Genomic DNA, 13,238 nt, shown 5'->3' on the forward strand with positions numbered 1-13,238 from the left:
CTATAACCGACCGGAATGTTGAGCTGAAAAACCGGATTCAATGAACAGCATCGGTAATACCTACATAGTTTGTGTACGGTATTCACGCGGTAGCATGCCTGTAGATTTTTTGAAGAATTTGGTAAAATTGGTAGGTTCATCAAAGCGTAGGCGATACGCGATTTCGGTTACGGAAAGTTCAGAAGTATGTAGCAGAGATTTGGCCTCGAAAACCAATCGTTCGTTAATCAGTTGTTTAGCCGATTTACCCAACTCTTTGCGCAGCATATTGCTGAGGTGATTCGGATGCACGTTCAGTTGCTCGGCAAATTCATTGACCGAAAACACTTTCCCCGTCCGTCCTTTTGACAGCAATAGAAAATGTTCTTCCAGCAGGCGTTCAAAAGCGCTGGTCAGTCTTATGTTCTTAGAGGAATCAGCATTGCTTTTTACATGGCTCTGGCAGGTTTCCTGGGCTTTTATAAAAAAGATGTGTATCAGATGACGTATGATTTCCCAACGGGAAGCTGCAGGGTTGCGGGCTTCTCTCAGCATCAGCTCAAATAAGTCTATAAAGGGTTGTTGCTGGTCGGGCATCAGGTCAAATACCGCCCGGCCTTCCAGTTGATACATGGGTAAATCACGGATCGTCTGCAAGCCTTCAGGTGTAGCAGAGAAAAAGTTCTCATTAAAAAAGCAGATGTAGCCCGTTAAGTCTTCCAGCCGATGATACTGCTGCAAATGCCAGGGGCTAAGAAAATACAAAGTGCCGGGCTGCATCAGGAAATCAGAAATACCTACTTTGAAAGAAAGTTTCCCACCTGTAACAAGCGCAAAGATATAGCTGTCGCTTCTGTATACAGGGCTAATGGCAGGCCTGGTCTTCATGGCTTCTTCAAACCTGTAAAGCTGAAAATCGGACGAATACGGATCCGGTAAGCCAAGTGCTTGCATCAGTTTTGTGATGCCAATAAAAACTTCAAAATCCGGCGTTTTCACAAAAAATCATTAAGAATTCAAAAGTACGAATGAAAATAATAATCTGATACTTAAAAAAGAATAAAATTCGTCCTTAAAAATCCGGATCTGCTCATGGTTTTTTACCGTTCATAATAATTGTATAATTTTTTAGACCAAGTATCTTGCATTGCATAGTACCTTTTATTAACTTTGTATCATTAATTCGAGCAGATACTGCTTTAAACGATAAGATAATATGGATTTAGAAAACGCCCAAGTGCAGATGCGGAAAGGGATATTGGAGTACTGCATCTTACACATAATTTCGAGGGGCGAGATTTATGCCTCTGAAATTCTAGACGAACTTATCAATGCCAGAATCATGGTAGTTGAAGGTACGCTCTATCCATTACTGACACGCCTGAAAAACTCCGGTCTTTTAGATTATAAGTGGGTTGAGTCCACTTCCGGCCCGCCAAGAAAATACTATGTATTAACCGAAACGGGGCAATTGTTTTTAGATAGCCTGAATGGTACCTGGAATGAATTATCGGAATCAGTAAGCACCATTATCAGCAAGAAAACCAAATAAACTTAAAATACTGAAGACTTACCTTTCATTCATATAAGCCACTGAGGCAATTCCCTGTGGTATTTACAGTTTAAGACAATGAAAAAGACAATACAGATAAATATAGCGGGTGTGGTTTTCAATATAGAAGAAGACGCCTACGACAAATTAAGTAGCTATCTGCGTTCCATCCAGCAATACTTCTCATCGTATGAGGGCAGTCAGGAGATTGTCTCTGATATTGAAGCCCGTATTGCAGAGAAATTCTGGATCAAAGGGAAATCAGATAATGCCGCTCAGGTAATAACACTTGAAGGTGTAAATGACCTCATACAATCAATGGGTAGCGTAGCTGACTTTGAAGCTTTTCAGGAAGACGAAGACCTGAAAAGAGCTGCCAGCGAAAAAGCAGAAGGTTCAGCCTTTAGTCAACCTGATGCATCAAAAGAAGGACCAGCTTTTGGCAGCCAGCAAACAGCGTCATCAGGCCCGAAACGCTTGTATCGCGACGTAAAACGCAAAGCATTAGGAGGGGTTCTGGCCGGGCTTGCACATTATTTCAATATTGATGTAGTCTGGATGCGCATCATCTTTCTATTCCTTTTTCTGGGTATACCTCCATTGATCGATGATCTGGCTCCGATTTCAGGCTTTGTATTTCTGGGCTATTTTATATGCTGGATTGTGTTTCCACCCAATGCCAGTCTTGTGGAAGACGAGAAAATCAAGAAGTTTTATCGCGACAATGACAACAAGGTATTAGGTGGTGTGGCCAGTGGTCTGGCAGCTTATTTTGGGGTTGATGTTACGGTTATCCGATTATTGTTCGTTATTGGAGTGCCTATCGTATTTATTGGTGGTATAACCTATATTATTCTCTGGATTGTTGCTCCTAAGGCACAGACCCTCACCCAGAAAATGGAAATGAAAGGCGAACCGGTTACGCTTTCAAATATTGAAACCAATATAAAAGAAGGATTGAAAGTGGATAAGAGCGCCCCTGAAAATGTAATAACCAAGATATTGCTGTTCCCTTTCCGGTTAATAGCGGTGGTTATTAAAGGCGTAGGCGAAATACTGAAGAATTTAGGGCCGGTGGTGCGCGTGTTGGCAGGTATTGTACTGATGATTTTTGCTTTGTCAGCGCTGGTAGCAGTTATAGGTTCTATTGCAGCGTTTTTCGGAGTGATGAGCGGCATGGAAGGTAATGACTTTTTTGACAACAGTCCTTTCAGGGTATTTGCAGAAGATATCCACCCTGTAACAGGATTATTTGCATTCCTTGCCATGTTTACACCATTCCTTGCTCTGTTGCTGGCCGGTTTGATATTCATTACCAATCGTAGAATCGGCACCCGCAATTTCTGGATTTCATTGCTTGGCCTATGGGTGGCCGGATTGATGGGAACCGGTATTCTGGCTACTAAATATGCCATGAACTTCAAGAAAAAAGGAAGAGTGGAAGTAATTAAAAACTACACGCTACCTACCCAGACACTGGTGATTGATTCGTATGATAACCATGATGATGAGTTTGACGGACTTGAAGTAAAAGATCAGGTAAGTGTAGAATTGAAAGGTTATGAAGGAACAGACCTGAAACTGGAACAAAGATTTGAAGCACAGGGGCGCAATAGAGCAGATGCAGAAGCCAATGCCAGAAAAGTAGTGTATGATGTAAAACAGAAAGACTCGGTCTTGATTTTCGACGAAGAAATGCTACTGGCTGATGGCGCGCGTTTCCGTGCCCAGGACCTCGACATGACCCTTTACATTCCTTACAACAAAGCGTTTAAACTAACCAGACGGTTCTATTATGAAGTTTTCAATCGCTGGAACACCAACTTTGATGTGAACGATGAGGATATTGACAAATATACCTTTGTGATGAACGCTGATTCAGGAATGATTTGTCGCGATTGCCCTAAGCTGAGCGATCAGGAGCGTGAGGCACTAAGAGACAGACATGATTATGGTGATGATGAGGTTTCTTTTGACACGGAGGTTTTTGACGGAAAAGGTGAGTTTGAGAAGAAGTTTGATGTGAAAAATTTCAAAGAAATTGAAGTAGGAGGAGCCTTTATAGTAACCGTGCGCCAGGGAGATGTATTTAGTGTTGACGCTAATTCTGATAGCCGGGATAACATTGATGACCTTGATGTGAACCTGAAAGGCGGAACACTTGAAATAGAATACAGAGATAAGTTTTCTTTCAATGGCAGACGTGAAAGAACCCGGATTAACATTACCATGCCAAAACTGGATGGACTGGATTTATCAGGTGCTTCAACCGTAAAAGTACTCGGATTCAAGGATAAGAATCAGGATATTAATATTGAATTATCAGGAGCAGTGAAACTGGCACTAGATGTGGATGCCCGAAAGATAGATCTGGACGCTACCGGCGCTTCGAATGTAGATTTACGCGGCTATGCTGAAAAAGTGGATATTGATGCCACAGGAGCCTGCCAGATTAATGCCCGCAATATGATCATTGATCAGGTAAATGCTGAGGCATCAGGAGCCAGCCAGGTGCGTTTAGGAAGAGTGAAAAATCTGAACTCTTCTCATACGAACGGCGCCAGCAAGATTACCAGAGAGTAGAAATACTTTTAGGTGAGTCGATATAAAAAAAACTCCTTTTTATTTTGAAAAAAAGGAGTTTTTTTTATTTTTGTAACCAGTTGATAATCACAATATTGAATTGCTGAATTCATGTTTTTTTAAAGAGTATATAATATTTTCTAAAAAAAACGTTTGACAATTAGTACATTTCCGGAACAAAATACTTGACAAATTAAAAATTGTTATACTTTTGCAGCCACAAATTTTTTGTAACATTAAATAAGGAATAAACTATGTATTGGACACTCGAACTTGCGTCGTATCTGGAAGACGCTCCGTGGCCCGCTACAAAAGATGAGTTGATAGATTTTTCGATTCGTTCAGGAGCACCCATTGAAGTTATTGAAAATTTACAAGAATTAGAAGACGACGGGCAACCGTATGAAAGCATCGAAGAGATTTGGCCGGATTATCCGACCAAAGATGACTTTTTCTTCAATGAAGATGAATATTAGATTTCGTTCATAAAAAGAGCAATAAACCCCGTTTATTGCTCTTTTTGCTTTACAAGTTTTATTTTAACTCTTCTTTCAGGAAATACCCGGTGTAGCTTCCTTTTACTTTGGCAATTTGCTCAGGCGTGCCCTCTGCAATAATCTGTCCTCCTTTGGTGCCTCCTTCAGGCCCGAGATCAATCAAATGGTCTGATACCTTGATTACATCCAGATTATGCTCAATAATCAATACCGAGTTACCTTTGTCGGCCAGCTTCTGCAATACCTCTAATAGTTTCCGGATGTCCTGAAAATGTAGACCCGTAGTGGGTTCGTCTAATATATAGAGGGTTTTTCCCGTATCTTTTTTAGATAGTTCTTCAGCCAGCTTCACCCTTTGTGCCTCACCGCCTGAAAGCGTAGTGGCATGTTGCCCCAGAGTAATATAACCAAGCCCTACATCGAAAAGCGTTTGTACTTTTCTGAAAATTTTAGGTTGAAACTCGAAGAAATCCAATGCCTGTTCTACGGTCATGTCGAGTACATCGGCAATTGATTTACCTTTGAAGCGCACTTCCAGTGTTTCACGGTTAAAACGTTTGCCCTTGCAGGTTTCGCAGGCTACGTGCACATCAGGCAGAAACTCCATCTCAATCTTTTTCATACCGGCACCTTCACAGTCTTCACAACGCCCGCCTTTCACATTGAACGAAAAACGCCCCGGTTTATAACCTCTGATTTTCGCTTCGGGCAATTCGGCAAATAAAACCCGGATGTCTGAAAACATCCCGGTATAGGTTGCAGGATTACTTCTCGGTGTCCGTCCGATCGGACTTTGGTCTACCTCAATTACTTTATCGATGAACTCAAGCCCCTCGACTGATTTATAAGGAAGAGGTTCTCTTTTCGAGTTATAAAAATGGCGATTCAGAATCGGAAACAAAGTTTCATGAATCAGCGACGACTTACCACTACCACTTACGCCGGTAATAGATACCATTTTGCCTAATGGTATTCTCAACGTAACGTTTTTCAGATTGTGCCCTGTAGCGCCTTTAATTACCAGTGCTTTGTCGTTTCCTTTTCTTCTTTCTTTCGGAATCTCAATGCTTGTCCGACCGCTGAGGTAGTCAGATGTTGTACTTCTGTTTTCAAGAAACTCCTGGGGAGTGCCTTGGCCTACAATGTTTCCGCCATGTCTGCCGGCTCCGGGGCCGATGTCCAGAATATAGTCCGACTCCAGCATCATGTCTTTGTCGTGTTCTACTACCAATATCGTATTGCCCAGGTCACGCAGGTCTTTTAATGCCTGAATCAACTTTACATTATCTCTTTGGTGCAGGCCAATGCTGGGTTCATCCATAATATACAACACACCAACCAATTGAGTACCTATCTGAGTGGCCAGACGAATCCGTTGCGACTCACCGCCTGAAAGGGTTCTCAACGGCCTGTTCAGTGTCAGGTAATCCAATCCTATTCCCAAAAGGAAGCCTAGTCTCTTGCGGATTTCTTTCAGTATCTCACGGGCAATGGTATTCTGGCGGTCTGATATCCTGCTTTCCAGATTTTCAAACCAATCCGCAATTTCGCGGATATCCATCTCTGCCAGTTCGGCAACATTTTTATGGTCAATCTTGAAGTGCAGCGATTCTTTTTTCAGACGCAAGCCATTACAATCAGGACACGTTCTGATTACCAGAAAGTCGCGCACCCAATCCTGAATTTTGTCGTTGTCGGAGTCCTGCTGACGTTTCAGAAAAGTAATGACTCCTTCAAAGGTAGTGTTCCAATCGGTACCCGGGTATTTTTTTGAAGGCACCGCTACGGGTTCGTCGCTCCCATATAAAATAGTTTTCAGCGCCTCTGGCGGAAGCTTATCTATCGGGGTGGAAATATTGGCTTTAAGGCCTTTCAGAATAATTTCTATCTGTTTGAAAATCCATAAATCACGGTATTCGCCTAAAGGAGCAATCCCCCCGCGACTAATACTTAGTGATTTATCAGGAATGATCGAGTCTTCAGTTATTTCTTCAATGGTGCCTAAACCGTTGCAGGTAGGGCAGGCGCCGTAGGGGGAATTAAATGAAAAGCTGTTGGGTGAAGGATCTTCATAAGAAATACCCGATTTCGGATCGGTCAGATTCTGTGAAAAATACTGAGCTTTATCCTGTACATCTACCAACATCATAGAGCCTTTGCCTTGTTTTAAGGCAGTACTTACCGATTGGTTCAGGCGATACCTGTCGTCCGACTTCGGAATAATCCGGTCTACCACTACTTCAATGTCATGAATTTTGTAGCGGTCGAGTTGCATCTTCGGAGTTATCTCCATTATCTCTCCATCCACACGCACTTTATTATAACCCAGCTTAGCTATCTGAACGAACAGCTCACGGTAATGCCCTTTTCTCCCTTTGACAAGAGGTGCAAGCAGAGTGATTTTCTGATTTTCGAATTGCTGCAAAATCTGGTCGATAATCTGATCCTGCGTTTGCTTCACCATTTTATCGCCAGATACATAGCTGAATGCCTCGCTGGCACGCGCAAAGAGCAGACGAAGGAAATCATATATTTCTGTGGTAGTACCAACAGTAGAGCGCGGGTTTTTGGAAGTGGTTTTCTGCTCAATTGAGATTACCGGCGACAACCCGTTGATTTTATCAACATCGGGCCGTTCCATATCACCTATAAAACTACGGGCGTAGGCAGAGAAACTTTCCATATAGCGCCTTTGTCCTTCGGCATAGATGGTGTCGAAAGCCAGGGAAGATTTACCGCTACCCGAAATACCCGTGATAACCACGAGCTTATTGCGGGGAATGTTGACGTCAATATTTTTAAGATTGTGTTCTCGGGCACCTAAAACCTCTATTTGGTCAAAGCCAGTCAGGTCGATGTCATTCAGTTGTTTTTCGCTCACAATTATAAAGCAGATTATTTAGATTTAACGAAAAATAGGGGCTTGTGGTTCCTGTTTAAAACGAATTAAGCGGCTATAGCCGCTTAATTTCAATATTTAAATAATCAGAATCTTAATACACCAGAACCTTATTGCTTATCATTTCTCTGGCGGCTTCGGCAATGCCTTCAGGGTCAAAGCCACACTCACGGTGTAGCTCAATCTGTTCGCCGTGTTCTACTATCCGGTCAGGTATGCCCAGGCGTTTTACTTTAGAAGTGTATTCGTGATCGGCCATAAATTCAAGCACGGCGCTCCCCATACCACCTTTCACGCAGCCATCTTCTACCGTAATTACTTTATCGAATTGTTGGAATACCTCATGTAAGAGGGCTTCGTCTAATGGCTTTATGAATCTGAGGTCGTAATGTGCTGCACTGATGCCCTCTCTCTTCAGCATTTCGCAGGCTTCTATGGCATAGTTGCCTATGTGCCCGATAGTCAGAATGGCAACATCGTTTCCGTCTTTTATCTTCCGGCCCTGGCCGATAGTTATTTTTCTTAGTGATCGCCTCCAGTCGGGCAAAACGCCTTCACCGCGCGGGTAGCGAATCGTAAAAGCGGTTTTCAGCTTTTGTGATTCATCCAACTGGAAGGTATACATCATATTGCGCAGTTCCTCTTCATTCATCGGCGAAGCTATCACCATATTCGGTATGCACCGCATATAAGCAATGTCATAAGCGCCATGATGCGTAGGCCCGTCGGCACCTGCAAATCCGGCCCGGTCAAGGCAGAAGATAACCGGTAGTTCCTGAATACACACATCATGAATCACCTGGTCGTACGCACGTTGCATAAATGTAGAATAGATATTGCAATAAACCACCATGCCCTGTGTGGCCATTCCGGCTGAAAAAGTTACGGCGTGTTGCTCAGCAATACCCACATCAAAGGCCCTCTCCGGCATGGCTTTCATCATGATATTTAATGATGAACCCGACGGCATGGCAGGAGTAACCCCTACAATTTTAGAATTGACTTCGGCCAACTCAACTATGGTATGCCCGAATACATCCTGATACTTAGGAGGCATGGGTCTGTCATAAACTTTTTTCTTTATTTCACCGGTTACTTTATCAAAAAGACCGGGGGCGTGCCATTTGGTCTGATCTTTTTCGGCAGGGCCGTATCCTTTGCCTTTTACTGTAAGGCAGTGCAGGATTTTAGGGCCAGGAATATTCTTTAAATCTTCCATTACACTCACCATGTGGTCAAGGTCATGACCATCAATGGGGCCGAAATAACGGAGATTCAGTGCTTCAAATAAATTACTCTGGCTCAGTAAAGCGCCCTTCATGGCGTTCTCTACCTTTTGCACAATTTCTCTTGCACTTTTGCCAAAGGTGCTCATTTTGCCTAACAGGTTCCAGATATCGTCTTTGGCTCTGTTATAGGTCTGCGAAGTGGTAATATCGGTCAGATACTGCTTCAGCGCCCCAACATTGGGATCAATGGCCATGCAGTTGTCGTTCAGGATTATCAAAAGATTAGCATCTTTTAAATCCCCGGCGTGATTCATCGCTTCAAAAGCCATTCCGGCTGTCATGGAGCCGTCACCGATTACTGCAATATGCTGGCGTTTTTTATTACCGTTTTGCAAAGAGCCAACAGCCATGCCCAAAGCAGCAGAAATAGAAGTAGAAGAATGCCCAACGCCAAAAGTATCGTAGATACTCTCTTTGCGTTTAGGGAAACCAGATATACCGCCATAAAAGCGGTTAGTATGAAATTGTTTTCTTCGTCCGGTAAGAATCTTATGGCCGTAGGCCTGATGCCCCACATCCCAAACCAGCTGGTCGTCGGGGGTATTGAATACATAATGAAGTGCTACCGTTAGTTCAACAACACCAAGACTTGCCCCGAAATGTCCACCGTAGACCGAGACAATGTCTATAATAAACTGTCGTAGTTCGTCGGCAAGTTGTGGAAGTTTTGATCGGTCAAGTTTCCTTAGATCGGAGGGGTCGTCGATGTGTTCCAGAAGTTCGCCGGATGTGATGAGCATATCTTTATAACAAATTACAAGTCGATTGTCCTGTTTAAACCAAACATACTATAAAATGTTTAATCCTGATGTAAAAATCTATGTTTTTACACTCAAACAGATTGTCAATCATACTTATTTGTGAAGTATGAAGTCAATGAAGCCGACAAAGGTACAAAAAATATCAGAAATTGACTGAACTAATCTTTCTTTTGGCTGGCTCTGTAGAGTTTTTGTTTTTCTTCTTTTGTCAGGCTTTCGTAACCTGATTTACCAATTTTATCTAAAATGGCATCAACTTCATCCTGATCCGGAAAATAATTCGGGTCGAGGCCGGAGCTGCTCATGCCTTTACTCGCAACCGTAGACTCGCTGTATTTTCTTTGCGGAATTTTCATTTTGGGTTTTGGCATCCAAAGACCACCCCACCAATCGGCTACCGCTTCAATGGGGCTACCCAAATCTATGCCTTTGCGTAATAAATAAATATAGGAGTAACCAACCATTGCACCGCCTAAGTGAGAAATGCCACTGCTTGGAACTATAAAAGACAGGAGAAGAAAAAACCAGGCTATGTATTTTATTTTAATAAGGAAAAGACCGAAGAAATAAAACTCGTATTCGGGCAAAAGGGTAACAGCCGCAAACATTACCGCACAAACAGCAGCTGAGGCTCCTAATACAGTAGAGTTAATGTTGTTTACCTGAGGTGCTAACGAAAGCAGGTTATAAATACCGATGTAAATCAGGCCACTGAAAATACCCCCCAAAAGATAGATATTCAATAGCTTTCTGCTACCGATAAATTCCTGTACCAATGTGCCGAACCAGAAAAGCGTAAGCATGTTGAAGAGCAAATGCCAGAAGCTGTAATGTGCAAAGCAATAGGTAAGGAGTGTCCAGGGTTTCCAGATGAATTCCCTGACAGGAGCCACCAGCAGAATGTTGTCGTTGATGGTTTTGTCGATAATATTACCGCTGGGAAAAAACGACAGAATAAATCCGGTCAGAATTAAAGACAGAAAAACTATTGCATTGATGAGCATCAGCTGCACCAATGTATTCCCACGGCGAAAAGGCCTTTTTATGTCATCTAAAAAATTTGCCACCCGCTCTCTTTTTCCTTAAACAAATTTAATATAATAAATCAATAACGCATTTTCCCGAACCCGAAAAATCTTAACAGAATAAAGCCTACCAACAACCCACCTATATGTGCAAAATGGGCGACGCCCATAGATGTACCCTGAATACCTGCATATAACTCATAAATGCCATAAAAAGTTACAAGATATTTAGCCTTAACAGGTATTGGAAACGGGAAAATGATTAACTCATTATTCGGAAACAAATAGGCATATGCTATCAGAATTCCGAATATAGCTCCCGATGCCCCAACCATCGGCGTTGCGGCCAATATCCAGTATGCTTCAGAGTCTGGTGAGAACTGACGCATATCATAAATATTTACAAAAGTGTAAATAAAACTGGCTCCGATTCCTGTAATCAAATAGTATATTAAAAAACGTCTGGAACCCAAAAATGTTTCGATACCCGAACCAAAAATTAATAAAGCAAACATATTGCTTATTAAGTGCCCTAGCCCACCATGCATGAACATATAGGTGAACGGCTGCCATATCTTGAAATTCGGATTCAGTAAATCGGGGCTTCCCGGCAGAATAGGGTTAAAAAATGCAAATTGCTGTGTAATGTAATCATCATTCAGAAAACTCGACAGAAAAAATACTACAACATTTATTATCAATAAATTACGGGCAACAGGACTTAAATAAAACATAGCTTTTCTTTTATTTTTTATTAATTAGGTCGGCCAAACGTTCCAGCGACAATATGGTCATAATCGGTTCTCCGTTAGGAGTATAACCGGGAACAGCCGTTTCAAAAAGTTGATGAATCAGTAAATTTATCTCAATTTTTGAAAGTTCACCAATATATTTGGCAGAAGATTTTTTTGAGAATGAGCGTGCCACATTCTCAATCACATCCAGATGTAAGTCACTTTGATTGGTCTTGAATTGTTGAAGCAACCCTTCAAAAATTTCTTTTTCGTTTTCTTCCTGCACCTCAGGTGGCACACCACTTATTTTAATGGTATTTTGCCCGAACTCCTCAAACGAAAATCCTAAAGCCTTGATCTCATTTTGTATTTCAAGTACCAGTTGAAAATCGGCGGGAGACAGATCCAGGGTTTTCGGAAAAAGCAATTGTTGCGTAAACGAATTTTTGTTTTTCAGGTTGTTATGATACTTTTCGTACAGTATCCGTTCGTAGGCCGCACGTTGGTCTATAAGCATCAGGCCGTTTTTGGCCTGGGCTACAATGAATCTGTTCGGAATCTGAATAGCGCTGATGTCCTTGATTTCTGCCAATAACCTGCTCTCATCAACAATATCATTGGCTTTGCTTCCCAGCGTTATAGGTAGGTCTTTAGGCGTGTCAACGGCAAAGTCAAGATTAGCTTGATTATTGGGTTTAAAACTTTCGAGTCCTTCAAAAAGCTTACGCCAGTTTTCGTGGTTTGACTGTTCCCTCGGTGAGAAATCGTCATTTAAAGGGGGCAAAGCCTCTGATGACCTGCGGGGTTTTTCAAAATCAGAAATGGCAGAGTTGATCGGTGCAGGTATATTGTTGAACCTGCTGGTTGAGGTAATATTCCCGAAATTGATATCAGACTCAAAATCAATGGTAGGTGTTAAATTATAAACACCTATGGCCCGTCTTACGGCCGACCTTATGATGGCATACACTGCTCTTTCATCGTCAAACTTTATTTCAGTCTTGGTCGGGTGAATGTTGATGTCAATATGTGAGGGGTCAATCTCCAGGAACAAAACATAAAACGGACTGCTGCCTTCAGGGATGGTGGCCTCAAAAGCGCTCAGAACCGCATGGTGCAGGTAGTTATGTTTAATGAAACGTTTATTGACAAAGAAAAACTGTTCTCCACGACCCTTCTTGGCCGACTCGGGCTTACCCACAAACCCATCCACATTTACAAACGGAGTTTCTTCTTCACAGTTAGCCAGTTGTTCGCGATAGGTCTTACCAAAAATATCGATGATTCGCCGGCTCAACTTTCCGGTCGGCAGGTTATACACTTCCACATCGTTGTGGTATAGCGTGAAATAGATTTCAGGATGCGCCAAAGCAACCCGTTGAAACTCATCTAAAACATGCTTCATTTCAACCGGGTTCGACTTCAGGAAATTCCTTCTGGCGGGCACGTTGAAGAATAGGTTTTTTACCTGAAAATTGGTGCCTTTCGTGCACGAGACCGATTCCTGGCTTTTAAATTCCGAGCCCTCAATTCTGATCATCGTACCTACTTCGTCTGTCTGTCTGCGTGTACGCAGCTCAACCTGAGCTACCGCCGCAATAGAAGCCAGCGCTTCCCCTCTGAAACCCATGGTGCGGATGGCAAACAGATCGTCGGCGGTTTTTATTTTTGACGTCGCATGTCTTTCAAAGCTCATGCGGGCATCCGTTGCCGACATGCCTATGCCGTCGTCAATTACCTGTATAAGTGTTCTGCCCGCGTCTTTTACAATCAGTTGTATGGTATTGGCCTGGGCGTCAATCGAATTCTCCAATAATTCTTTTACTACTGAAGCCGGCCTCTGCACAACTTCTCCCGCCGCAATCTGATTGGCAATTGAATCAGGTAGTAAATGAATGATATCTAGCATTATATTATTT

9 protein-coding genes are annotated in these 13,238 nt (G+C 42.5%); 3 read left to right on the plus strand and 6 right to left on the minus strand.

Annotated features, from left to right (window positions below; translation table 11 throughout):
- Nucleotides 1–60 precede the first annotated feature (60 nt).
- Nucleotides 61–933: a helix-turn-helix domain-containing protein gene (locus AC1RRY_RS00450; RefSeq protein ID WP_492819077.1), complete on the minus strand. Its 873-nt coding sequence runs from the start codon at nucleotides 931–933 to the stop codon at nucleotides 61–63.
- Between the two features lie 262 nt (nucleotides 934–1,195).
- On the opposite strand from AC1RRY_RS00450, the gene AC1RRY_RS00455 reads away from it, so the two are divergent.
- The 3 genes from AC1RRY_RS00455 to AC1RRY_RS00465 all read left to right on the plus strand — a co-directional run bounded on the left by AC1RRY_RS00455 (nucleotide 1,196) and on the right by AC1RRY_RS00465 (nucleotide 4,590).
- Nucleotides 1,196–1,531 carry a PadR family transcriptional regulator gene (locus AC1RRY_RS00455; protein ID WP_492819076.1) on the plus strand — a complete coding sequence of 112 codons (336 nt, stop codon included), beginning with the start codon at nucleotides 1,196–1,198 and terminating at the stop codon, nucleotides 1,529–1,531.
- Between the two features lie 78 nt (nucleotides 1,532–1,609).
- On the plus strand, nucleotides 1,610–4,114 hold the full coding sequence (locus tag AC1RRY_RS00460; protein ID WP_492819074.1) for a PspC domain-containing protein: 2,505 nt from the start codon (nucleotides 1,610–1,612) through the stop codon (nucleotides 4,112–4,114).
- 254 nt (nucleotides 4,115–4,368) lie between these two features.
- Complete coding sequence (locus tag AC1RRY_RS00465; RefSeq protein WP_015028821.1) at nucleotides 4,369–4,590, plus strand: DUF2795 domain-containing protein; 222 nt, start codon at nucleotides 4,369–4,371, stop codon at nucleotides 4,588–4,590.
- Nucleotides 4,591–4,648: 58 nt separating this feature from the next.
- On the opposite strand, the gene uvrA is transcribed toward AC1RRY_RS00465, so the two are convergent.
- The 5 genes from uvrA to mutL form a co-directional block, all read right to left on the minus strand.
- Nucleotides 4,649–7,492, minus strand: a complete 2,844-nt coding sequence (gene uvrA / locus AC1RRY_RS00470) for an excinuclease ABC subunit UvrA (RefSeq protein WP_492819072.1) — start codon at nucleotides 7,490–7,492, stop codon at nucleotides 4,649–4,651.
- Nucleotides 7,493–7,604: 112 nt separating this feature from the next.
- Entirely contained in the window at nucleotides 7,605–9,539 is a 1,935-nt protein-coding gene (gene dxs, locus AC1RRY_RS00475) for a 1-deoxy-D-xylulose-5-phosphate synthase (protein WP_492819070.1), read from the minus strand.
- Nucleotides 9,540–9,718: 179 nt separating this feature from the next.
- Nucleotides 9,719–10,627 (minus strand): rhomboid family intramembrane serine protease, encoded by a 909-nt coding sequence (locus AC1RRY_RS00480; protein ID WP_492819068.1) that lies wholly within the window; start codon nucleotides 10,625–10,627, stop codon nucleotides 9,719–9,721.
- Nucleotides 10,628–10,665: 38 nt separating this feature from the next.
- Nucleotides 10,666–11,319, minus strand: coding sequence for a rhomboid family intramembrane serine protease (locus tag AC1RRY_RS00485; protein WP_492819066.1), 654 nt, complete (start codon nucleotides 11,317–11,319; stop codon nucleotides 10,666–10,668).
- 10 nt (nucleotides 11,320–11,329) lie between these two features.
- Nucleotides 11,330–13,228, minus strand: a complete 1,899-nt coding sequence (mutL, locus tag AC1RRY_RS00490) for a DNA mismatch repair endonuclease MutL (protein ID WP_492819064.1) — start codon at nucleotides 13,226–13,228, stop codon at nucleotides 11,330–11,332.
- Between the last annotated feature and the right edge of the window lie 10 nt (nucleotides 13,229–13,238).

The organism is Emticicia sp. GW821-FHT11C11, assembly GCF_058808615.1.